We start from the raw sequence: 24,751 nt of genomic DNA, 5'->3' as shown, positions 1-24,751 counted from the left end.
CTTCCTCCTAGTCTTTTTCTTATAAGTTTCAACAGAATCTTTTTCTCGGAGCAATTCATTCTGTCAAGGGAAGGTATCCTCTATATTTGAAAAATATTCTGCAGCTATAAAGCAACGTGAAGGCGGATAAGAACAGTAATCTCCTTAAATTGCCAAATCAAATTTTAATTGCGGACCTACCGGTTCATAATCCACCAATTCAAAATCTTCGGGTTTAATATCAAAGAAATTCGTTCCATCTGCTACATTTAAAATCAAGCGTGGTTCTTTTTCTGAACCCGTACGTGACAGCAATTCATTCGCTTGCTCAAATTGATTATCATAAATATGCAAGTTATTGACGAAGTAGAAAAACTTACCCACTTTCCAACTAAAATGTTTAGCCAGCATCATTTGCAAAGCCACGTATTGCATTGCATTAATGTGATGCGCGACAAGCATGTCATTAGAGCGTTGAATCAAGGTTGCGTCCAGATAAATTTGTCCATCTGCTTCACGTCTTACATCAAACATGGTTTGAAAAGCACAAGGCAAAAGGCCTTCTGTTTCTTCAAAATCTTCATATTGCCAAAGATTAATGATATTGCGGCGGTTCCAGGGATTTTTTTCCAAACCTTCAAGAAGTTTGCTGATAATATTATATTTTTTGACTGTTGCCCCATAACGTTGGCCTATGGTACCATCACCGATTCCCCATTCAGCCCAATATTTTACACCATATTTTTCTTCGAGAACATCGAGTGCACTTGTCTGATCTTGGTAAATCCACATGAGTTCTTTGATTGCTGTCTTGATAGGGATACGACGAAGAGTTGTGATAGGAAATTGGCCTTTTTCAAGATCATAAGTGACGAAAGATCCTGTAATATATTTACTGTTGGCTGTTTGGCCATTTTTATATTTTGGGCGTGCATTTTCTGAAAACACGCCCTTTTCGAGGATATTACTGATGTTTTCTTTGAAGATTTTATCTGCGTAAGTCATATTTCCCTCACTTAAATTATTTATTCATGACTAACATTATATCATATTATGAATTGAGCGTTTGAAGATAAGTACTCATTTTTCCCCTCCTTCCTGTAGGGCTTTTCAACCTACCCTAGGAAAGTAGTCAGAGAATCCCCAAAAGAAAAGAGAAACATCTTCAACACAAAAAAACAGAATATCTTTTATACTTTCTCGCTCAAACACTCCCAGCGCTCATACTTTACTTCTAAGTCAGCAGTAACTTGATCTAATTCTTTTTGCAACTCAGCAAGCCTACCAGCATCAGAACCGTTTTCATTCATTTCTGTATCAATTTCTTCTATTCTTTCTTCTAATTTGGCAATATCTTCTTCGATCGTTGCCCACTCTTGTTTCTCTGCCCATGTCATCCGTGGTTTTACATTCTCACGAACCCGTGTATCAGCTTTCGGCGTTGCCACCTCCACAGGAGCAGTTACTTTTGTCGCCAAGTAATCACTGTAAGCGCCAAAAAGATGATTAATTTTTCCATCCTCAAAAGCTAAAAGCTCATTGGAAACCTTGTCTTGGAAATAACGGTCGTGACTGACGGTAATTACGGCACCAGGGAATTTTGCAAGAAAATCTTCTAAAACTGTTAAAGTTGCAATATCTAAATCATTGGTTGGTTCGTCCAACAATAGAACATTAGGCTGTGTCAATAATATTTTTAGCAAATAAAGACGTTTCTTCTCACCACCAGAAAGTTTACGAATCAAAGTACCATGTGTGCTTCTCGGAAAGAGAAATTGTTCCAAAAGATTGACAATCGAAACCGTCTCACCGCTTGTATTTTGGCTAGCAGAAGCGACTTCTTCCAGAAAATTGATGATGCGCTTGTCCTCTTCAAGTCCACGTATTTCTTGACTAAAATAACCAATTTTAACAGTCTCACCAATATCCATCGTTCCTGATGTCAACTGAAGCTCTCCGGCGATAATATTGAGCAAGGTTGACTTACCTACGCCATTATCACCAACAATCCCAACCCGACTTTTATTCTGTACAATCCAGTTCAAGTCAGAAAAAATTGGACGATCAGGAAATGCAAAAACTGCATTTTCAAAGTTTATGACTTTTTTCCCTAAGCGTGTCGTCGCTAAACTGATATCTACATCACCCAAGTCTTTATCTGTACGTATATCTTCTTTCAAGCTTTCAAAACGGTCAATACGCGCCTGTTGTTTAGTTGCTCGCGCTTGCGGAGACTTACGTATCCATGCTAATTCAGACTTGTAAAGCTGTTGGTTTTTGTGCAAGCTTGCAGCCTCACGCTCCTCTGCTTCAGCACGTTGCGCCAAATAATCTTGATAATTTCCTTGATATTCTTTGAGTTTTGACTTGTCTAGCTCAAATATACGTGTCGCCACATTGTCCAAAAAATAGCGATCATGTGTCACAAAGAGCACTGTTCTCTTGCTGTTTTTGAGATAGTTTTGCAACCATGCGATAGTGTCCACATCAAGGTGATTTGTCGGCTCATCCAACAAAAGTAAGTCTGATGGATTCACAAGGGCTTGGGCCAACTGCACACGGCGTTTTTGTCCACCCGAAAGCGAGCCTATCTTTGAAGAAAAATCAGGCAGTTTGAGCTTTGTCAATACTGTTTTCACATCTGCTTCTACTTGCCAAGCGTTTAAAGCATCCATATCGGATTGAGCACGTTCAAATTTGCTTAAGTCTTCAATATTTAAAAGTGCAGCTTCATATCTTTTGATGGCCCTCATTTGGGGGAGTGAATCATCCAGAACAGTATCCATGATACTCGCTGTATCGTCAAAATCTGGTTCTTGCGTCAAATAGGTAATTTTATAATCTTGGGGGTGAGTAAATGGAGAAACATCTCCATCAAAACCTTGTATACCCGCAATCGTATTAAGCAAGGTCGTTTTACCTGTGCCATTTGTCCCTAATAGCCCTATGCGATCGAGGTCATGAATGATAAATGAAATTTTATCAAAAAGTATTTTATCTCCCACGCTTTTTGTTAATTCTGATGCTAAAAAGTCTGCCATGTTCGCTCTCAATCCTATCTTTTTCTCTGAATACTCTTATTTATTATAGCACAACTTAAAAAAGGCAAAGAGCCTGAGCCCTTTGCCTTTTGATATTAAACATTAAAACTAGAAAAACTCTCCGAGCTTAAATCTGTCAAGTCTGCATTTCCTAAGTCCAAGAGGTAAATACGAAGCTTTTGAGAAAACGTCATACTGTTTCGTGTATTTTCAATCGTTTTCTTCACCACAGGTATATCGTCTGTGATTAATCCATCCACATCGTACAGGCGCATACGTTGTACCGTATTTGGAGTATTGACATCCCAGGCATATACTTTTTTGCCATATTCATGCGCTTTTTCTACAAATTCTGAATTCAATGTTGATATTTCAACGGAAAAAGCATCTACATTACTTTTAGGTACCCCGATAAGATTGTAGGTCATAATGTAAGAGACAAAAGTAGACTGATCGTGATTTTTTAGACTCCGTGACAAATCAAAGCTTAAAGATTGTACTTGATGTTTTTTTGCTTCGATATCTTTTTTGTAACGTTGCAAGAAATTCTTACTCACTGCCTCTACATCATCATTAAGTGGAATTTTAATCTCAATCAGCAATTTTTGATGAAGTTTATCTGCTTCTTTTAGGTATTCATCAAAGCTTGGCAATGGAGCAGATTTTCCATTTTCCCGGACAGTGAGTTTCGTAAGCTCAGCTAAAGTCAGCTCATTTACCCTCTTGTTGACACCAGCTAAATGCCGTAAATTTTCATCATGCATGACAACGAACTGTTTGTCTTTTGTTTCCCGGACATCCATTTCCACATAATCTGGACGATAGGTTTGGCTGGTTTCAATCAAAGCCGGAATTGTATTCTGAACGCCATTTTTCTCTGACACACCACGATGAGAAATAATCAGTGGATCTGATAGGGTATCTTGACTGAGATAGTAGACATTAAAAATGCCAATAAGTGCAATAAACAGAGCCGTAAAAATCCCTAATAAACTGCGACTTACCCAGCGCCAAGCTTTAGGCAGCAGACGAAAAGCCTTAAGTTCTACATGTATTTCTTCTGACGTTAATTCCTCTAACAGATTAATGACTACATAAAAAATCAGTATCAACGACAAGAGCATGTGCAGTAGAGCTGAAACTTGGATGATAAACATAATCACAGTCGCTGATGCTAAGGCAATCTGTGGCATATGATAATCAATTGCAGATTGCAACAGAATCAAAAGCTGACTGATCACCCAAAAAGAGGCCAGTAGACTTACAAAAATTGCTGTGAAACGGAAAAAGAAAACTTTAAATGTTCCTTTACTCATCTGCCAACTGGTGCTCAATGAAGTTCTGAGTTTTTTCTGCTGTAAAATCATGAGCGGCAAGACAAAAATCAAACGGTAGCCGATAAAAATAGATAATACAGTCAGTAAAATATAAGCCGCCAAGAGCCACCAATTGTTAGTAGCAATAAATTCCAGTATAAAGTTGGGCACCTGAATGGCAGAAATGATATCGATACCGCTTGCAAAACCACTCAAAGGCAGAACCAACATAAAATAAAATAGGAAAAATAGAATAAGGGAAGGTCGAAGGTGCCTCAATCTTGAAAATGTTGCATAAAGCAACTCAGGAATCGTTACTTTTTCCTTTTTCCTCACAAAGTGAACCAGTATAGTAAGAAAAGTAAACTCCAAAAATACAGCTACCAAGGTCAACACTAGGATTCCCACCAAAGCGAGTGCCGTTAGGGGATGCTTGCTAAAAATGGAAATAACATTATCATAAGCAAGATAATCAATTTCTTTACGGCGAAGTAAAAAATTAGTGGTCACAGTCAAAGTTGGAACTACGACCAGTAAGAGTAAGAGGTGAAAAAAGATTACGGGACCAAAATAGTTAAACGTATTTTTAAAAAAATCTTTTGTCATCTGAAACGTTTTACGCATTTTCATTTCCTTTTTAGTAATGTATATAATAAATGTCTCCCTATTTTAACATAATATTTTCTGAACACTAAGAATATGCTTTGCACTCTTTTACAGGATAGACATTTTGTATAGGGCATCAAAAAAAGCACCTCGGTGCTTTCTGTCTGTTATTATTAGTCGTTAAAGTCGTACCGGAGCTTCATACGATTTGAACCTGAAATTACCATACGACCAAGCATTTCAGTCATTGCTTTCAACGCAAAGGCTGCCAATTCTTCATTTGCTGCTTGTGGGTCTGCAGCGGCTCCCGCTTTATCCGTTTTATTTTGGATTTCACGGAACTTACCGACAGTTGCCAATTCATAGGTATCACGTAAATCAACGTATTTGCTGTAATCTGTATCGCCAAGGAGCGCTGCTGTACAGCTGAGCCAGTACATATTGTTCAAGTCAAATGTAGCTGTTGCATCACGGTAGCATGCTGGTGTGTCTTCAACATTTGTGTAGAAAGGTACGACATGGTTGAAGGTATTTGCCCCAAATGCCAACCATTGAATACCTGCAAGTTTTTCATCCACATGATTACGGATTTGCAAAATGTGGACACTGTGATTACGGTTAATCCCAATTGGGCGGAAAAGTTGTGCTTGTTCTGGTGTGTTTGTTGTACCATAGGTATCAAACTCAGTATTTTCAAAATGACTTGAAAGTACAAATTTCACATCTTCTACTGAAATTTTACGTGTGGCTTTACAGATGAAGGGTAATTCTTGATTTTGAGGATCATCACTTGGAGTTCCCAAAGCATTTTGACCGTACCAAGTACGTGGATTGTTATATACACTGTCTTTAACTGAGCTAGAACCAAAAATATGACGTAAATTGTAACCTTCAAAATCTGGATTGAGATGATTTTCATCAATTAATGCTTTCAAATCTTTTGAACAAAGCGTATCTTCACTTTCAAAATCAAAATGATCAATGTTCATGCGGTTAGGCGCAACCACATAAGAATCATCTGGGATGCGAACTGCTGCCCAATGATGACCACCAATCGTTTCCAACCACCAAACTTCTTCTTTATCAGCAAAAGCAATACCGTTGGGTTCATATGTCCCATATTGATCAAGAAGGGCACCTAAGCGTTCAACACCCTCACGCGCACTGTGGATGTAAGGCAAGACAAGAGTAACATAATCTTCTTCTCCCATACCGCTTTCTTGATTGTAAGGGTCAAGCCCCAAAACGCGTGGGTTGGTTGTAATTGTTTCTGTCGCTGACATTGCAACATTTGCAGCATTAATCCCTGCAGCAGCCCAAGTTCCGTTTGTTAAAACAGCATTTGGTGTTGCTGTATAACGCATTGGATTTTCTGGAAGATCCAGCTCCAAAGCACTTAACACGGCTTTATAATGACGCGGTTGTTCATCTGGTTGAACAACAACAAAGCGTTGTGGATCAAGCGCTTCATGGCCATCGTCATTACGAGCAATAAGTGTTGAACCATCAATTGAGGCTTTTTTCCCAACTAAAATAGTCGTACATGAACCTTGTTTACGAGTAATCATAGAATCTCCTTAATATATATTAAAATTTTGTTTCTATCATTTTTTAATTGGTTGTTAACGACTTGTTTTTCAATCTGATGCAGCAACTTCCCTAAAATCGGACCTGGCTTGATATTAAATGTTTGAATAATATCATTACCAGTTACTGCAAGCTCTGACTTACTATGAATCTGGAGCTTTTCATCGTAGAAATAAGCCTGGTCACAATCAACTTCTTGGCCTGCAGCAACTTTAAGCTGGTCAACAAGTAGAGCTTTTTCTAAACCATAGCGATAAATGCTCTCTAAACTCCAACTTTCAAGCCTGTAAGCTTCTGTCAAATCATACACATATTTGATAAAGTCGTTAGACACTTTCCATTTTTTCAAGAAATCTTTAACATTTACGTGGTCACTGTGTACTAAAAGCGCAGCCCAAGCTTGTGCTGAATTGGCAAAGGTAAAACCTGTCTCTAAATTTTGAAGTAATGCTTGTATAGCCTTTTCTTGCAAGTCAGGCAAGAAAGTATAAGCTTCCGATGCAAGCAATATTTCTAAGCCTTTTTTCCAATCTTTAGCCAGAAGCAACTTGTCGAGTTCAATAAAAATGCGTTCAATCGAAATTTTGCTTAGAAGATGGGCTCGTGCCTGCATGGCTTTAAAGGTTTCTTCTTCAACATTAAAATTTAAAGTTGCAGCAAAACGCATTGCACGCATAATCCGAAGCGCATCTTCATTGAAGCGTTCCGTTGCAATTCCAACAGCCCGTAAGCGTGACCCAGCTAAATCGGAAAGGCCATCAAATAAATCTATAATCTCTCCTTCAGTATCCATAGCAAAGGCATTAATCGTGAAGTCTCGCCGTTTTAGATCTTCCGAAAGTTCTCGGACAAAATCTACAGAATCTGGACGGCGATAATCTGTATAAGTGCTCTCTGTACGGAAAGTAGTAATTTCATAATGTTCAGCTTCAGATTGACCAGCTAAGACCAACACGGTACCGTGATCAATTCCCACATCGATGGTATGCGGAAATATGGCTTTGGTTTCAGCTGGATAAGCACTGGTTGCAATATCCACATCATGGATTGGCCTTTGCAAAAGCGCATCACGAACGCTTCCTCCTACAAAATAAGCCTCAAAACCATGTGCCTGTATTTTTTCCAAAACCGGCAAAGCTTGTACAAATTCTGACGGCAAATTCTCTAGTTTCATACTTCTATTTTAGCACTTTTCAGATGAAAAAGAGTCGCTGAGTAGTTTTTTTAAAGATAAAAAGATTTAGTGCAGGCTAGCGATGTAAACATGGCTGTTTGAAAATTAAAAGTAATTGTTTATTCAAAGCTCTCCTTGTAAAAAAATGATTCTCTCGTGAATCATTTTTTTCTTATGGAACGCGATTACTTCACTGCACATAAACGATAGATGGCTTCAGCATATATCACCATCGTTTTACGCAAATCCGCAACGGCCCACTGTTCATTAGCTTGGTGCATGTAGTCCGGTGTGTCAGGGAACATAGCTCCGAAAGCCACACAATTTTTCATTGTCCGGGCAAAGGTAGCTCCTCCAGAAACCATCGGCTCCGTCATATCTCCTGTGATTTCACGATATGTCGCAAGGAGGGTTTGGATGAGTTCACTTTCTACTGGCACATAGAGGGGATTTAACCAATCATATTGTTTATATTCAAGTTGATATTCTGCTGCTTGAGTAGCAAGCTTTGCAGCAAGTTCATCTTTATCAATGGTTACTGGGATACGCATATCCACACCAATTTTTGTATGTTCAGGAGTGATTTCAACATCTGTGAAATTCATGGTTAATTCACCGGACTGCTCATCCATGACCTTACCCACGACATTTTCGCCTGTGGCATTCTCTTGAACAAGCTTACCTAAGAAATCAAGGGGTTTGAAGTCAAATACTTCTGACAAGGCAATAGACAAACGTAGGATTGCGTTTACTCCTTCTGGTGCAGCCATCGCGTGTACGCTTTTTCCCTTTACCGAAATCCCTTTTTCTGTTTCTTCATAAGCAAAGCCATGCGCTGTCAAGGCAGCTTTTACTTCTTCGATTTTCTTCGAAGTGTAAGCTGCACGATCAGGTACAACATTTAATGCACCGGGCGCGTGCAATTCGAAATCATTTGTACCAGGTCCAGTAAGATAAGCTTGAAGTAAGCCTTTTTCGGCATAGTTAAGTGGAAAATGAGAATCAGGAGCAAAGCCCATGGTGATTGCTTCTTCTTTCTCATTATATTTATCCAAACAACGCCAAAGTGTTTCTTCATCTGTACCAAAAATGAAGCGAATACGTCCGTCAAATGTAACCCCAGCATCCATTAATGCTTTTACCGCATAAAGAGCAGCCATACTTGGGCCTTTATCGTCCTGTGTTCCCCGACCGATTAAAAGGCCATCACGCTCGACCATTTCAAAAGGATCAGTTTCCCAACCTGCTTGATCTACTGCAGGTACAACGTCCATGTGACAAAGTAAGCCAAAGAGTTTTTCGCCTTCCCCAATCTCAGCGTAACCATAATACCCTTCCGGGTCTTGGAAAGTCTTAAAACCTAATTCTTGGCAAAGTTCTAAGACTTCTTCCAAAGCACCCAAAACTTTTTTACCAAAAGGATGTCCCGCTCCAGAATCACTCTCGTCTAATACAGATGCATGCTTGACTAAACGTCCGAGTGCTTGTACTGCTGCTGTTTGATATTCGTCTGTAATAAAAGTTTTCATTTGACCTCCAACAAAAGCTTTCCATCTGGAAAGCCATTTATTCATTTTTTATAATACTGCGGCAACACCAAGGATAATCATGATTACAACCAACTGAATCACGATCAACTTGGCCATAAACTTCCACCATGTTCCGATGTTAAAGCGGGCAATAGCAAGTGCACCCATAACAACGGCAGATGTTGGGGTAATCAGGTTCAAAATTCCTGATGCAGATTGATAAGCTGTAATGACCAAATCTTTTGAAACATTGGCGAATTCGCCCATTGGACCCATGATTCCCATCGTAGCAGCAGCAAGGCCTGATGTTGATGGAATTAAGAAACTCATTGGCAGGTAGAAGATAAACGTCAAGATAATAAATAGACTTGATGAAAGACCTTGAAGTCCTTGTTCACCCCAATGCAAGATTGTATCTGTAATCATCCCGTTGTTCATCACAACCTGAATCCCACGTGCCACAGCTACAACAATCGCAACACCTATCATGTCTGATGCACCTTCGAGGAAGGCAGAGATAAATTCAGATTCTTTCATACGGTAAACAAAAGCAACCACGACAGCCATGACGATGAAAAGCATTGTAATTTCTGGGAAGTACCATGCCCCAAAAGGCACCATGCTTTTACCAAGAACAACACCTAAACCTGGGATTGATGTTAACCAAGCTGTAAAGTCATTAAAGAAAGTAAAATGCTCATTTAACATGTCCCATGGAACAAGTGACATAATCATGATGACAAAACTTCCGAAGAAGACAACATTTACCCATTTTTGACGTTGCGTAATATTTTCCTGTTTTTCAATAGAAGCAATGTCGAAATGTTGGATATCGGCTTCACGATTTTTGTAAACCAAAGACTTTGTAGGATCTTTTTCAATCTTTGAAGCATAACGATAAACATAGAGAATTGAGATAACTGTAAGTACAACCAGCATGAAGAAACGAAGGCCCATACCTTGTCCCATGGAAATTCCTACTGCCTGAGAAGCTACACCTGTGGCAAATGGATTCACTGTAGAAGCTAAACAGCCGACTTGTGAACCCACTAAAACGATAGCAACAGCCACAACCGTATCGAACCCAACCGCAATCATGACAGGGATAATCAAAGCATAGAAAGCCAATGTTTCTTCCGCCATCCCATAGGTTGATCCACCAAGTGCAAAGAGAATCATTAAGACCGGAATCAACATCTTCTCCTTGCCCTTAAAACGCTTAACGATCGAGGCAATACCTGCTTCAAGGGCACCTGTTTTATTCACTACACCTAAAAAGCCACCCACCATTAAAATAAAGAATGAAATGGGAATCGCCGCTGGCGTAGCAGGTACGTTTCCTTTTGCTTCAATACCTAACATCCCATTAACGGGGGCCATAAGCATGTCCCAAATCCCTTGAGGGTTTGAAGCAACTTGTGTAAACGATCCAGCAATAATATTACCTGCATCATCTACCTTGTAGTGACCTGCTGGAATAAACCAAGTCAAGATCGCAATAAGTACAATGATAATGAAAAGAATCGTGTATGCCGATGGCATTTGCAATTTTTTCTTTTCTGCTTTTGTTTCCATATATACCTCCTTTGTATATTTATGCATATAACAACAACTTTAGTTTAATGCTTTTTCAAACTAAAGTCAAACAAAAGCTGAGAATTTTTGTTTCCTCCTCCAGATTCTTTTTTAATGTTTCCGGTTACATTAGCTGTACAATCCTGTTTCTTTTTTTTACAACAAAATAAAAAAACATGCTATACACTGATAACATCCTTTTTTATTTTTATACAAATCATCCTTTCTTAGGAGAAAAGCCGTAAGCAATAGCTCCCAAGCCAAGATGTGTTGCAATAACTGGACCAAACGTTACGATTTCTACATCGTCATAACCATGCTTTTTGGCAAAATCGTAAAGCTCCTTAGCGCGTTCTTCTGCATCGGCATGTAAAACATAAACTTTATGAGTTTTGGGGTCACTATTCGCAAGCATAAGTTTTTTAAGTTCTGATGTGGCTTTCTTGCTTGTTCTTACCTTGTCATATACTACAACTTTACCATCTTCTGAGAATTGTAGAATGGGTTTGATATTAAGCAATGTGCCGAGGAGTTCGCCTCCACGTGAAAGACGTCCTCCTTTAGCTAGCCAGTGCAAATCATCTACAAGCATAAATGCATTATCATGGTCTCTTTGGTACTCGAACTGTTCAACAATCTCTTCAAAAGACTTTCCAGCGTCAGCTGCATCTAAAGCTGTTTCAATCATGTAGCCAAGAAGACTGGATGTAATAAATGTTTCAGGGAATTTCACGACCATATCTTCAAATTCATCTTGTAAATAAAAGGCGTTTTGGAAAAAACCAGAGATTCCTGAGCTCAAGAAAATTCCTAAAACATGAGTATATCCCTCTTGTTTGAGTTTTTTCAGTATTTCTTCTAACTCAACAACACTCGGCTGGGAGGTTTTAGGAACTTCTGAAGTAGCAGCCATAAGTTTGTACCACTCTTGATGTGTCATTTCACTTGGTCTATACTCTTTTCCCTCAATAGAAATAGGGATTTCCAAAATGATTAAGTCGTCACGATTTTTATATTGTTCAGCAAAATCTGCTGAAGTATCTGTAATAATTGCTAATTTCATAATAAATAATCTTGAAAAAATCCTTAAAATTGAAGGTTAATGCCCGGTTGATCAAGGGCAACCTCTGTTGTTTCGTACACTAAACGTTTCAATAAATCAAAAAGTGGAGCAGCAAGTTGTGCCATTTCCTCCTGAGCTAACTCCGATTGCTCTTTTACTTGACGTCCGCGAACATAGTTAAGCTGACTGAGCATACCTGACAATACAATATTCTCTAATGGAATCATGTATGTTAAAATCGCATAAATTGCTGTATCCTCTGCCGCAACTTTTCCTTGGGGAATCTGCTCATGCGGAAGTAGCTGAAACTGTACATTAATGTTTGTTTCAGGTGTTCCATTTTCTTTTTCCCACTCATAATTACGTGCGTCATAGTGAAATTGATTTACAAATTCCTTGTCGCGTTCTAATGTTAATGTCATCTCCATTCACTCCAATTTTTTATTTTTTTATCGGCAATGTCTCCAAAGTACTCTTTCTCATCCAAGAGCACAGTTGCAATGCCTGCATTTCTTCCTGCTTCAATATCCAGCGGGCGATCTCCAACCATAACAGTTTCTTCTGGCACAAGTTTATATTTGTTGAGTAAATATTCCAAGGCTTCAGGGCTTGGTTTACGTTCAAAGTTTTGCTTGCTCGTAATTACTTCCGTGAAGTATTTTTTTAAATCACCTAGATATTCAAAAGTAGAATTATCACGGTGACTTAGGACAAAATTTTGTCCCCCATCTTCAACAATTTTTGACAAAATTTTAGGAATTTCGGCATAAGCTTGAGGATTCTTTTGACGCTCTGCTTCTATTTTGTGATACAAGTCCAAAAAATCCTGATTGGCAAATTCATGTGCAAATTTCTGAATCGAAAAACGCTTAACATAAGCCTCTAAGTCCCCAGGAAATTCTACGGAAGACTGTTTCATAGCTTCACTCAATGCTTCTAGCATAACAGGATAAGTATCAAAAAGTGTCCCATCAAAATCCCAAATGTAATTTTTCCACATCATAAAGAACTTTCACTTTCCTGTTTGAGCTGATTCAAAATTTGTTGCTCTTCCTCATTAAGCTCATATTTCTCCAATAAGTCCGGACGTCGTGCTAAAGTTTTTTTCAAGCTCTCGGTCAAACGCCATTTACGAATATTTTCATGATGACCAGACATTAACACACTTGGGACTTTTTTGCCTCGAAAATCTTCTGGTCGTGTATACTGTGGATACTCAAGTAATCCTGACGAGAAAGAATCGTCTTCATGACTCGCTGCCTTGCCTAAAGCTCCGGGAAGTAAGCGTACGACGGAATCAACAATAACTGTAGCTGCTACTTCCCCTCCTGTCAAAACAAAATCACCAAGAGAGATTTCATCAGTTACTAAGTCTTTGATACGTTCATCATAGCCTTCGTAATGCCCACATATAAAAATCAAATGCTCCTCTTTCGCCAGTTCTTCTGCCATTTTTTGGTTGTAACGTTTTCCTGCCGGATCCAGCAAAATGACACGCGCATTTTCATGAGGAATTTTATCCATTGTATCATAGATGGGCTGAGGCATAAGAAGCATCCCATGACCACCGCCATAGGGCATATCATCTACATGGCGTTGCTTGTTACTCGCATTTTCACGAAAATCATGCGTATGGAGTTCAAGCAGGCCTTTCTCCTGAGCTTTACCGACTATAGACTGGTTAAGTGAGTCAAACATGTGTGGAAAGATTGTTAAAATATCGACTTTCATCTTAATCGTCTAAACCTTCCATAATTTCTACATCAACTCTTCTAGCTTTTAAATCTACATTCAACACTACTGGTGGGATATAGGGGAGAAGCAAATCACGTTTTCCTTTACGCTTGACCACCCAAACATCATTAGCCCCTGGTTGCAAAATTTCTTTAATCTGACCAATTAATTTGTCCTGCTCATAAACGTCTAGACCAATGATTTCGTGATAGTAAAACTCGCCTTCATCCAGTTCTGTTAGCTTATCTTCGGCTATTTTTAAACTAAAATCTTTAAAGGCTTCAACTTCGTTGATATGATATAATCCTTCAAATTTAATGATATAAAAATTCTTTTGTCTACGCGCCGTTTTAACCTTCAAATCTTGGACATAATTTCCTTTTTTGTCAAAAAGAGCCAAAACTGTATTTTTTGCAAAACGTTCCTCAGCAAAATCAGTAACTGAAATTACACGTACTTCTCCTTGAAGTCCTTGTGTATTCACTATTGTGCCTACATTGTAAAATTTTGTCATACTGATATTTTAACACAATTCATGTATTATTTCCTTATACGCCGCAGATCATGTCTTCAAATTCGGCTATTTTAGACGAAATTCTACTCCCATATCACTTATTACACCCCTTGCATCTCTTATTGCTAGGGGAATACAGTAAAAAACCATTGACATTTGGTGCGCTCCAAAAAAGTTGGACTAACATTCTAACTTTTGCCTGCACTCAATTTTCTAATGGTTTTTATTCTTTATTTTTTAGGTTCCCAGTTCTTCTTAATAAAAGTTATAAAATCCGCCCATTCTCCATTTTCAAGCCAGTCTTTGCTCAAAATCAATATTTGATTCGTAGCCAAATAGATGTAGATTTCCCGATCATTATTATGGGCTACCTTGTAGACCATGTCAGGTGTTATGGTCATAGTCGAAAAAGATGTGTTCTGCTGGATTTCCTGTGCAGTAATATGGATTTGTCGAGGAAGACCATTCAGTTTCTTACCACTCCTATAGGCTTTTCTGCTCTTGATTTTGAGAGTATACCTCATCAAAAAAGAGAGCAAAAAATTAAAAGCCAGTAAAAAGAAAGCAGTGAAAATCCAGAAAAACAAAGAATCATAAGCATTGTCCCGCAAAAATACAGCTAATATCACAAGATTGAAGACAAGTAAAAATACAAGCTTTGCTTTTCGCACATTGAAGCGCTGCATCTCATAAAATGCTTTTTCGCTGATTTTTCCACTTAGTCTGTATTCCATTCGCTGCTTTCTTCCTCTCTCGCCTCAATCAAGCACATATATTTTTTCACAGACCAAGCAAGTCCTTAAGTCCCTCTACTGCTCCACCTGCCTGCTCGCCAAGATCAGGTAACTGCTCAGAAGCAGTGTCTAGTAGACCACTCGCATTTTCACGCGCCCCGTCTACTAGATTTCCTGCTTGGTCAGCTAAGTCTGCTGGCACATTTTCCGCCACATTATTGGTTACTTCTGACAAGTCGCCACCGACTGCATTAGAAAGTGTTTCGACAACATTCCCGCCTAAAAGCTCTTGCGCTTGGTCAGTCAAGCTCCCCAAATCCAAGTTTTTCGCAAAATCAAAAAGTCCCATTTTTGTATCTCCTTTGTTTTTTACTATTTTATCACTTTTCCTCAAGAAGACCACATGATTTACGGCTGAAGCAACTTACCGCTTCACTATCTTATAATAAACACGGCTGGTTGCCTTATAGATAAGATAATAAATTCCGGATAGAACAGCTAAAGTAATCAGACTGATGATGAGTGTTAAGCGACCATCCGTCACCCCAAAAAGCATAATCATCTGACTAATCATACGATAAGCACCTGCAAAATGCAGGACGGTGACCAGCAGTGGCAAGAAGAAAATCATACGAACCTGTGAACGGATAGTTTTCTGAACCTGTTCTTTGGAAAAGCCTGCTTCTTGAAGAATTTTGAAGCTCCTTTTATCTTGTGTACCTTCAGAAAGCTGCTTATAGTAGATAATCAAGGCTGCACCGAGGATAAAGCTGATTCCCAGAACAAAGCCAATAAAGACAAAGCCTCCGATCTGTGCTTTTTGATTTTGCAAGGCTTGACTGCGGAAAGTGAGGACATTATAAGCCCTTTGCGCTTCTTGATTTTCATTAAAAGCTGTTTCAAACCTTGCTTGGTCTGCTTCTGGGAGGTCAAATAGGGTTAAAGTCATAGCTGATTCGTTCATGCCTGGAGTATTCTCAGCATAATTGGACTGATTATAGGCTGATAAAGCCTGGTTGAGCGTAGCTTCATTTGCAAAGACCAGCATGAGTGAGTTTGACATGGTCATCTCTGCGGGGAAGTTTTTCAGTTCTGTCAGATGCCCAGCAACTTGATAGGTCTGTCCGTGCCAGTTGACTGTCTTGATACCGGCGGATGAGGCTTTCCCATCTGATAAGTCAACCAGCAGCACTTGATTTTCAGACAAATGTTGTACATCTTTATTTCCCAAAGATACCAAACTCTCCGCAGTCGTCATGGTCATCAAATAATGGTTTTCATCCAGCATACTGCCCAGCTCTTCTTGTGTGACAAATTGGTCCGCGCTTGAAGTTGCACGACTGGCTTCGACATCTTGCGAGACATAGATGCTGGAAAGATTTTCGATAGGCACACCGCTCTCCGCAGCAATCTGCTCCGTCAGAGCCGTCAGTTCTGCACGGGAATTGTTTTCTTGAGTCGAAATAATCTGTGCCTCTTTTGGAAACTGGTTTTCTACCATATCTGCTGTTCCAAAAAATACTCCTAAACTGACAACAACAGTCACCACCGTCATCGACAGTAAGATTGTGATATTTCCAAGACCGACAGCATTAGCCTTCATCCGATACAGCATCGAACTGATGGTAATAAAATGATGCGGTTGATAGTAAGAATCCTGTTTTTTCTTGCGTTTGAGGTACCAAATGGTAAAACTCACATAGAAAAAATAAGTCCCAAAAATCACCAAAAGAACAGCAATGAAAAATCGTAACAATGCCACGATAGGATTATCCACCGTCAAGGCGATAAAATAACCCGCAGCTAGAAAAAGCAAAGCAAGAAGTGCCGTGAAGACATTGGACTTGGGCTCCTTCTCGCCTTTTGTCTCTTCACGAAGCATATCCAAACTTGAACTTTTAAGGATAAGCACAGCCCCAATAACAAGTAAAAGCAAGAAAAAGAACAAGTAAATCCCTGCCACTAAAACAATCGCTAAGGGACTAATTATTAGATTAAAATAGTCACCACCGATAAGATTGACAAAAATCAAGTAAAGGAATTTGGCAAAAGCAATCCCCACAATCGTACCGATAAGAGTGGCTGTAAGATAGGTAAATAAAAGTTCCCAAAAAGCAACCTTGATAATACTGGCTTTACCAAAGCCTAGGATATCATACAAGCCAAACTCCCGCGAGCGCTGCAACTGGAGAAAGCGATAACTGTACACTAAAATCATCAAGGAAAAGATGATGAGCACAAGTAAGGCAAAGCCCATCAGCTGAGCGACAGAATTACCACCGGGAAGCTTTTCAATAGTTGGTGACAGCCCAATAGAAGCCGTCACAAAAAGCATGACAAACATCGTGACAGAAGCCATCAGAAAGGGCGTAAAAGCTTGAAAACCCTTTTTCATGTTTTTCTGAGCCAATTTAAAACTAAGCATCTTGAACTCCTTTCGTATCATGTACTTCTGTACTGCCAAGGAAAGCTGTCATCGAGAGCGTGATTTCCTTAGCAAAGGCTGTTGACGTTTTTTCTCCACGATAGAGCTGATGATACAGCATACCGTCCTTGATAAAGAGCACGCGCTTGGCATGACTAGCCGCCAAACTCGAGTGGGTAACCATAATGATGGTTTGACCACTCTTGTTAATTTCTTCAAAAAGGTTGAGAAGCGCCTCTGAGTTTTTATAATCCAAAGCAGCTGTTGGTTCATCAGCCAAGATAAGATCAGGTTGTGAGATAAGTGCTCGTGCTACAGCAACTCGCTGTTTCTGTCCGCCAGAGAGCTCAAAAGGCTGTTTTTCAAGCAGGTCGTCAATCTGCAGTTTCGGTGCCAGCAGCGCCAGTCTTGTTTGCATCGTTTTGATATTTTCTTTCGAGAGGACAAGCGGCAGAAAAATATTGTCACGAACATTGAGCGTATCCAGCAGGTTAAAATCTTGAAAGACAAAGCCCAAATGACGCCGACGAAAAGCAGACAAGTCCTTATCCTTGATGGCGGTGATATCTTTTCCGTGGAGTAAGACTTGTCCTGAAGTCGGTTTTTCCAGTGTGGACAGAATATTCAGCAGGGTCGTTTTCCCAGAACCTGACTCTCCCATGATGGCGATGTATTCACCCTGATCAACAGTAAAGTCAACATCACTAAGGGCTGTTGTCTCCTCCTTAGAGAAACGTGTCTTGAAAACTTTTTTAAGGTGTTTTACTTCTAAGAGCATGGTTTAATGTATGAATCTAATCTTTAAGTGACTAGATTTCTTCCTTTCTTGTCTGTTTGTCTTTACTTTTCAAGCTGTTCCAGAGCTTTTTTCGGGACTTGTGCTTTGGTGATTTCTGACCAATTGGTGATGAGCTTTCGTTTTTGATTATAAGTCACTTTCAGATAAGCGCCTTGGCGGAGTTGCTTGCTGGCCATGAGTGGAACCTCCTGAGCTTGCCCTTCTTCATCATACTGCGTTCCTGCATAATCATAAAGAACGCTCAGACCTCCACCCTCTTGCTTCCATGGTTTTTCAACGCCTGCACTGGTAATTTGGGTGTAGGTTACGTCACCACCGCGCCACACATGATTGTAGTAGAGATAAGCGCCTGTCGGTAAAGCTATAGCCAGAGCAAGTATTCCGAGCATTAGTTTTATAGTTTTTTTCATTGTCACTTTCTTTTCCTTCATTATTTACTGTTTTTACGTGTCCGAAGCAGCCCCCCTATTCTCTGAATTATTTCAATGAAATATATTTCCCGCTTCATTCAGGCACATTTTTATTATAAAGCAATATTAAAGAAATGACGCTTACACTTTTGTAATGTTTTGCATAAAAACGTAAAACTAAAAAAACAGCTTCATATCAAGGGAGCTGCTCGCTATATTTATTTAAAACTTTTAGGGCACATAATAATAAAGAAAAAGCTGTATCACCGTAATAATAAACAGAAGGCCAATAATTGTTGCCACCCAAATCATATGTTTCTTTTTCTCGGTATTTAACACCGCAATAAACTCACGGATAAATGCCGGAACACGATAATACATTGCAGTTTTTCCGCCTCTGCCACCCTCTGCCTCTAAGCCAAGAGCGGCTGCAAAAAGAGCTGCTCGAAAAACATGATAATCTGATGTAAAGAAAAGAAATCTCGCCTTGATTAATTCTGATGAGAAAACTAGATTTTCATATGTTGTACGTGATTTTTCCTCCAAAAGCGTACGCTCGGATGGAAAACCAAGCTCTTCGTGGGCATATTTTTGCATAGCTGAGGCTTCCGATACTTTCTCATCTGTTCCTTGGCCACCAGAAAAAACCACAATAGTTTGGTCATCACGAACAGCTTGAACTGCTGCTTTAATACGGTTTCCAAGTAATATTCCGACACGTTCACCATCAATCAAGCCCGCACCGAGCACGACATGAAAAGCTGCTTCAAGTTTACGTGTGCGTCTGCCATACACCCAACTTGATAGAAAAAAGACTGTAAACTGCCAAGCCAAATAAAGTGACAAGAGAGGAAAAACCCAACTCAAAACGGAAAGCCATTGCCAGTGCTCTGGTAAATTGCCCATAGCAAGAAAAATACCATCAATAACTAAGAAAAAAAGAACAACTATTGGAAGGAGAAGATTAGCCACAGTCCTCGTTTCACGCCGCCACATCTTTACTGTAAGAATAACGATACCAAGAGGAATAACTAGCCCAAGAAACATTGAAAAAATCATAAAAACTACAACTTCAATACCTAATAAAAACAGCCAAATGCCGCGCCCACCATCGGTCAAAACAAGCATCGATCCAAGTAGACCATTTAATGCCACAAGCAAACAAAATAAATATAAAAAAGTCAAACGTCCTAGTGTCAAGGTTCGTAAATCGCGCAGTCGCTTTCTTTTCCACCAAAAAAAGAGTGACATAAAAGCAAAAATAGCAGTCAAAATCAAACCGACAACAAAAAAACCAAAGTCATTATTGTTCACAATATCATTTCCCATAGTTTTATTTTAGCAAATAAGAGAACTGAAACCTAATGCAATCAGAAAGACGCTTAAAAATCAGCACCCTTACTAGAAACGATAAAAAAAGCGCAACTTATGTGACGCTTTTCTTACTCTTGTGTTCACAAAGTTTTGCAAACCTCTCTGTATGTGAAGTCTCTGAGCCGCTCATGGTTTAACATAAGCAAAACCCAAATGCTGTTTTTGGACGAGTTCCACGATACCAGCTGGGACAACTGTGCAACCTTCTTGCAGCATTTCTGGTGTATAAGCGCGCGCATTTAAAGAATTTTGGCACACAGCAATTTTTACACCTGTTTTTAAAACTTTCGCAAGATTTACGGATGAGTCCTGAAGAACTTTGTCGACTGCTTCTCCATTCACTAAAATTTCAATATTTCCTGCTTCCTTGCGCTCTGCTAGCCAGATTTGAAAGTTTTCTACATTGGACAGAAGGGCTTGCCATTTTTGGTTTTCATTGATATGCAAAACGACTTGTAACATTTTCATTTCTCCTATTAGAGGTATTGGGCAGTAAGTGAAGCTGCACACTCTCGTAATCCTGCCGGTGGTCCTGCATAAATTACCTCGCCACCTGCTGAACCAACTTCTGGACCCACGTCAATAATCCAATCCGCTTGACGAATAATATCCAGCTGATGCTCAATCACAATCAAGGTATTGCCTTGCTCAACAAAATGATTCATAATCTTCATCAAACGGCTGATATCGGACAGATGCAAGCCTGTCGAAGGTTCATCAAGGATGAACAGATTGCCTTTCTGATAAAACTCATTGGCTAACTTCAAGCGTTGGCGTTCACCACCAGATAAAGTGCTGGTAGACTGTCCCAGAGTCAGATAACCAAGTCCGACTTCGTTCATGGCTTTTACTTTTTTCTTGATGGCTGGAATACTCTTGAAAAAGTCTAGGGCTTCTTCTATCGTTAGTTCCAGTACTTCCGTGATAGCTTTCCCTTGATATTTAAAGGCAAGAGCCTCTGCCTTATAACGTTTGCCTTGGCAAAGTTCACAGGTTTGTTTTACTGTTTCCATGAAGGCTAAACTAGACTCGATAGAACCACGGCCTTCACAAGCAGGGCAAGCTCCTTCTGAGTTGTAGCTGAAAAGACTGGGCTTCTCATCATTTTCTTTAGCAAAAGCTTTTCTAATCGCATCCATAATCCCAATAAAAGTCGCTGGGTTGGAACGACTATTAGCAGCCAAACTGGCTTGTGTTACCATGACAGCTTCGGGGTATGCTGCTCTAAGTGAATGCTCCACAAGCGTTGACTTTCCTGAGCCTGCTACACCTGTCAAAACGGTAAGCAGACCTTGCGGAATATCAAGCCCTTGCTTTTTAAGATTGTTGGCGCTGGAAACTTTCCCTTGATAAAAGTGAGTCGCTTGTCGAGGTGTCGCATTAATCGGTATCATCTGAGCAAGATGTTTCCCTGTCAAACAGTCGGACTGAAGCAGTTGCGCATAGCTGCCCTCAAACATAATCTCCCCACCATGAACGCCAGCCGCAGGACCAACTTCCACCACCCAGTCCGCGATCTTAATCACATCCGGATCATGCTCGATAATCAAAACCGTATTCCCTTTGTCTCTTAACTTCGTAAAGATAGCATTAATCCGCGCAACATCTCTCGGATGCAGACCGACAGAAGGTTCATCAAAAATATAGAGCATGTCTGATAAAGCATTATTCAAATGTTTCACTAACTTAACACGCTGTGACTCACCACCCGACAAGGTGGACGTTTCACGGTCAAGACTGAGATAGCCCAGTCCAAGCGCGATAAGATGATCAATCTGTTGTTTGAGGTGTTCAGTTCCTTCAAGTTGAGCCAGAACATCGCTTAAATCCGTAAGTTCCATGCTCATCAAGTCCGCAAAACCATAGCCAGACCAACGTACCGCTAGAGATTCTTGATTTAGTCGTTTGCCTTGACAGGTCGGGCAAAGGGCTTCATGCGTATAAGTTGCCAGTGTCTTTTGCGCAGCTGCGGACAAATCTCCTTCTTTCTGTAAAAAGCCACGGTTAAACTTATCAACTATGCCCTCATAGGTAAGATTGTATTCGCCCATCTTAATCTTACCGACTTCTTTGCCGTGATAAAGGCGATCTAGCTCTTCTTCTGTGAAGTCTTTCAGTAGCTTTTCGCCATCAAAAAGACCATTTTCCACATACATTTTGACAATTTTTTGATAGGGCTTAAAGAGGACTGCTCCATCGTTGAGGGAGCGTTCCATATCGACAAAAAGTTCCATTTTAAGTTCTAGTTTTTTACCAATACCTTGACAGTCTGGACACATCCCTGCAGGCAGATTAAAGGAAAAATGATCCACACCAAGTTGAGGCTGTCCCCCACTTGAAAAAAGATGCCGGATAACAGGTGCGATATCCGTGATGGTCGCGAGAGTCGACCGAGCATTGCCTCCCAGAGTTTTTTGGTCAATCACGATAGAGGCTGGAAGATTTTCAATCCGCTCAACATTGGGACGTTCATATTTAGGTAAGAACTGCCGAACAAAGGCCGGAAAAGTTTCATTTAAAAGACGTTGGGACTCATCGGCCAGCGTATCAAAAACAAGGCTTGATTTTCCTGAGCCAGAGACACCAGTAAAGACGGTAATCTTCTTCTTGGGAATCTCAAGCGATACATTTTTTAAATTATTGACATTATCTGCAATCACACGAATCGTCTCAGACATAGTTTTCTCCCTATTTTTCATTTTTATTCGTTGCTCATCCAGTATAGCAATTCTCATGGTATCTGCAAAATAATATCAGAAAATCAGAATTAGACCTCTGGACTAAAAGTCAGCTCTGCCACAAATAAATCACCTGTAACTTGAACTTTAAACTGTCCTTTCATGAGTTCAACTAGATTTTTCGAAATATAAAGCCCTAACCCGTGTCCCTCCTGTGTACGTGCACGATCTCCACGGATAAACTGCTCGGTCAGCTCTGAACTCTCTAGTTCTATCGGGTTCTTAGAGGTATTCTTGAGCTGAATCTCGACTTGACCTTCTTTTTCTCTTAATTCTAGAAAAACACGTGTTTTTTCCAGACTGTACTTCAAACTATTACTCAAAAGATTTTCAAGCACACGGTAAAAATGCTGGCTGTCAATGTTGAGAAAACAAGGATGCTCTGGTAAACGAAGAACAAGGGTTAATTCTTTCTTGAGAAAGTCGTCCTCAAACTCGCCTGTGATTTGTCCCAGCATTTCGGTCACATCAATGGCTTCAAAATTCAGCTGAACATTACCTGTACCTATCTTTGAGGCTTCAAGTAAATCAACAATCAAGTGTTTGAGACGAAGGGATTTCCGTTCTAAAACTTCGGTATATTCCTTAAATTTAGGCTGGTCAATAGGTAGTTTTTTCAGTAAATCCACGTAGTTAATCAAACTGGTCAAGGGTGTTTTCATATCGTGCGACATATTTGTAATCAACTCTGCTTTAAAGCGTTCGGCACGCAGTTTTTCTTGGTTAGTCTTTTCATAGTTTTGATCTTCTTTCAAGATAAAATCCATTAAAAAAGTCATAGCAGCAAACAAAAGAGCCAAAAAAGAGGAGAGCAGTAAATGATTAAAAATCGTGTGATTGTTAGGCATGCGCACAATCAATCCACTGTTGGTCCGCATCACAGGGATAACAAACCAGGTCAAAACAGAGACTAAAAAATAAAGGAAAATCCCTGCCAAAGGAAGCCCCATCGCGAATAAAAGAGCTTTTTTCTCAGCCATTCTTCTAATAAACGTTGGCCACAGAAAGTGTAGATTTCTCTCTTTTATGCGCAGAAAAACTTCCCAGAAAACTAGACCCGTAAGGAACATGGTAAGCAAGGAGAGAATGAAGGTCAAGCTTCCTGACTCATAGTTCCTTAGCAAGTTATAAGTCATAAAAATGCTAAAGAAGCTAGTGAAGAGCAGTAAGGACAAGTCAAGCTGTCGTAAAGAGGGAGAAATTGGCTTTGTCCGCTTATCTCTGACGATTGAAAGTACAAAAAGAAAGGCAAAAACAAGGCTCAAAAAGGCTGAAAGCTTCGCATTGAATGTAAGAAAATTACCCCAAAAGGAAGCCATATAATAATTATAAGTTGTGCTTAACCCCCGGAAAAAACTTTGAGCAAAAATAAAGGCAAGGAAAAGAAGAAAAATTTTGGTAAAATTGGCTGTCATTATCTTTTTCATTTTATCGTTACCATTTTATAGCCCAGACCATAGATAACTTTGATGTACTGTGGCTCTTTCGGATTAATCTCAATTTTTTCACGCAGATGGCGAATATGCACAGATACTGTTTTACTAGCTTGAAAGGCTGATTCCTTCCAAACCTTCTCATAGATTTGTTCTGAGCTGAATACCTGGTCTAAGTGCGTTATTAGAAGCTGTAAAATCTTGTACTCTATCGCCGTCAGAGTCAACTCTCGCCCGTCAATCCTCGCTTGCTTCTGAACAGTATCCAGCACTAATCCGCCGTTTTGATACTGACTTTCTGATTTTTCCTCAGAAAGCGCTTGCCCTTCTAAACCGCCTAAACGTGCATAGCGCCGCAAGGTTGCATCCACACGCGCCAGTAATTCAATTGGGTTAAAGGGCTTATTGACATAATCATCAGCTCCCATCTTCAGACCTAGAACACGGTCTGTATCCTCTGCTTTAGCTGATAGAAAGATGATAGGAATATTTGAAGTTTCCCGAATCTTCACGGCTGTCGAGATTCCATCTAAAACAGGCATCATCACGTCAAGTAAAATCAAATGGACTTCATGTTGAGCGATAATTTCTATGGCTTCTTTGCCATGACTGGCTTGCAAGACCTGATAATCTTCTTGCTCCAGATATATTTTGAGGGCATTGCGGATATCTTGGTCGTCATCACATACTAAAACTGTATACACCATGTGCCTTCCTTTC

General features: G+C 39.8%; 22 protein-coding genes. All 22 read right to left on the bottom strand.

What is annotated here, in order from left to right; genetic code table 11:
- Positions 1–144 precede the first annotated feature (144 nt).
- Positions 145–984 carry a thymidylate synthase gene (locus B4H39_RS00275; protein ID WP_202229337.1) on the bottom strand — a complete coding sequence of 280 codons (840 nt, stop codon included), beginning with the start codon at positions 982–984 and terminating at the stop codon, positions 145–147.
- 185 nt (positions 985–1,169) lie between these two features.
- Positions 1,170–3,020, bottom strand: coding sequence for an ABC-F family ATP-binding cassette domain-containing protein (locus B4H39_RS00270; RefSeq protein WP_251420982.1), 1,851 nt, complete (start codon positions 3,018–3,020; stop codon positions 1,170–1,172).
- Between the two features lie 95 nt (positions 3,021–3,115).
- Positions 3,116–4,960: a glycerophosphoryl diester phosphodiesterase membrane domain-containing protein gene (locus B4H39_RS00265; protein ID WP_202229333.1), complete on the bottom strand. Its 1,845-nt coding sequence runs from the start codon at positions 4,958–4,960 to the stop codon at positions 3,116–3,118.
- A gap of 155 nt (positions 4,961–5,115) precedes the next feature.
- Positions 5,116–6,510, bottom strand: a complete 1,395-nt coding sequence (locus B4H39_RS00260; protein WP_202229330.1) for a C69 family dipeptidase — start codon at positions 6,508–6,510, stop codon at positions 5,116–5,118.
- A complete protein-coding gene (locus B4H39_RS00255; RefSeq protein ID WP_251420983.1) occupies positions 6,507–7,703 on the bottom strand; it encodes a CCA tRNA nucleotidyltransferase in 1,197 nt (398 codons plus the stop codon). The genes B4H39_RS00260 and B4H39_RS00255 overlap by 4 nt, the downstream gene beginning before the upstream one ends.
- 185 nt (positions 7,704–7,888) lie before the next feature.
- Positions 7,889–9,232 carry a M20 family metallopeptidase gene (locus B4H39_RS00250; protein WP_251420985.1) on the bottom strand — a complete coding sequence of 448 codons (1,344 nt, stop codon included), beginning with the start codon at positions 9,230–9,232 and terminating at the stop codon, positions 7,889–7,891.
- A gap of 48 nt (positions 9,233–9,280) precedes the next feature.
- Positions 9,281–10,807: a YfcC family protein gene (locus B4H39_RS00245; RefSeq protein ID WP_251420986.1), complete on the bottom strand. Its 1,527-nt coding sequence runs from the start codon at positions 10,805–10,807 to the stop codon at positions 9,281–9,283.
- A 217-nt stretch (positions 10,808–11,024) separates the two neighbouring features.
- The gene (locus tag B4H39_RS00240; protein ID WP_251420988.1) at positions 11,025–11,870 is read right to left on the bottom strand and encodes a DegV family protein; all 846 of its coding nucleotides are present in this window, start codon (positions 11,868–11,870) and stop codon (positions 11,025–11,027) included.
- 23 nt (positions 11,871–11,893) lie between these two features.
- Positions 11,894–12,292: a DUF1149 family protein gene (locus tag B4H39_RS00235; RefSeq protein WP_202229320.1), complete on the bottom strand. Its 399-nt coding sequence runs from the start codon at positions 12,290–12,292 to the stop codon at positions 11,894–11,896.
- Positions 12,289–12,873: an HAD-IA family hydrolase gene (locus B4H39_RS00230; protein ID WP_202229318.1), complete on the bottom strand. Its 585-nt coding sequence runs from the start codon at positions 12,871–12,873 to the stop codon at positions 12,289–12,291. Before B4H39_RS00230 ends, B4H39_RS00235 begins: the two co-directional genes overlap by 4 nt.
- Complete coding sequence (gene trmD / locus B4H39_RS00225) at positions 12,870–13,601, bottom strand: tRNA (guanosine(37)-N1)-methyltransferase TrmD (RefSeq protein ID WP_251420991.1); 732 nt, start codon at positions 13,599–13,601, stop codon at positions 12,870–12,872. The genes B4H39_RS00230 and trmD overlap by 4 nt, the downstream gene beginning before the upstream one ends.
- 1 nt (position 13,602) lies before the next feature.
- Positions 13,603–14,118: a ribosome maturation factor RimM gene (rimM, locus tag B4H39_RS00220; protein WP_251420993.1), complete on the bottom strand. Its 516-nt coding sequence runs from the start codon at positions 14,116–14,118 to the stop codon at positions 13,603–13,605.
- A gap of 230 nt (positions 14,119–14,348) precedes the next feature.
- The gene (locus B4H39_RS00215; RefSeq protein ID WP_251420994.1) at positions 14,349–14,852 is read right to left on the bottom strand and encodes a hypothetical protein; all 504 of its coding nucleotides are present in this window, start codon (positions 14,850–14,852) and stop codon (positions 14,349–14,351) included.
- Positions 14,853–14,898: 46 nt separating this feature from the next.
- Complete coding sequence (locus B4H39_RS00210) at positions 14,899–15,201, bottom strand: hypothetical protein (protein WP_251420996.1); 303 nt, start codon at positions 15,199–15,201, stop codon at positions 14,899–14,901.
- 75 nt (positions 15,202–15,276) lie between these two features.
- Positions 15,277–17,277 (bottom strand): FtsX-like permease family protein, encoded by a 2,001-nt coding sequence (locus tag B4H39_RS00205; RefSeq protein ID WP_251420998.1) that lies wholly within the window; start codon positions 17,275–17,277, stop codon positions 15,277–15,279.
- On the bottom strand, positions 17,270–18,055 hold the full coding sequence (locus B4H39_RS00200; RefSeq protein WP_251421000.1) for an ABC transporter ATP-binding protein: 786 nt from the start codon (positions 18,053–18,055) through the stop codon (positions 17,270–17,272). Before B4H39_RS00200 ends, B4H39_RS00205 begins: the two co-directional genes overlap by 8 nt.
- A gap of 62 nt (positions 18,056–18,117) precedes the next feature.
- Positions 18,118–18,486 (bottom strand): YxeA family protein, encoded by a 369-nt coding sequence (locus B4H39_RS00195; RefSeq protein ID WP_251421002.1) that lies wholly within the window; start codon positions 18,484–18,486, stop codon positions 18,118–18,120.
- Positions 18,487–18,717: 231 nt separating this feature from the next.
- Positions 18,718–19,815, bottom strand: coding sequence for a YdcF family protein (locus B4H39_RS00190; RefSeq protein WP_251421004.1), 1,098 nt, complete (start codon positions 19,813–19,815; stop codon positions 18,718–18,720).
- A gap of 171 nt (positions 19,816–19,986) precedes the next feature.
- Positions 19,987–20,328 carry a DsrE family protein gene (locus B4H39_RS00185; RefSeq protein WP_286927466.1) on the bottom strand — a complete coding sequence of 114 codons (342 nt, stop codon included), beginning with the start codon at positions 20,326–20,328 and terminating at the stop codon, positions 19,987–19,989.
- 8 nt (positions 20,329–20,336) lie between these two features.
- Positions 20,337–22,538, bottom strand: coding sequence for an ATP-binding cassette domain-containing protein (locus B4H39_RS00180; RefSeq protein ID WP_251421008.1), 2,202 nt, complete (start codon positions 22,536–22,538; stop codon positions 20,337–20,339).
- 89 nt (positions 22,539–22,627) lie between these two features.
- Positions 22,628–23,578, bottom strand: coding sequence for a sensor histidine kinase (locus tag B4H39_RS00175; protein ID WP_251421010.1), 951 nt, complete (start codon positions 23,576–23,578; stop codon positions 22,628–22,630).
- 443 nt (positions 23,579–24,021) lie between these two features.
- Positions 24,022–24,738: a response regulator transcription factor gene (locus B4H39_RS00170; protein WP_202231396.1), complete on the bottom strand. Its 717-nt coding sequence runs from the start codon at positions 24,736–24,738 to the stop codon at positions 24,022–24,024.
- Between the last annotated feature and the right edge of the window lie 13 nt (positions 24,739–24,751).

The organism is Lactococcus sp. UBA7128, assembly GCF_002492185.1.
Lineage (GTDB): Bacteria > Bacillota > Bacilli > Lactobacillales > Streptococcaceae > Lactococcus > Lactococcus muris.
Note: the sequence above shows the minus strand (reverse complement) of the source record. Positions and strands in the feature narration are given on the sequence as shown.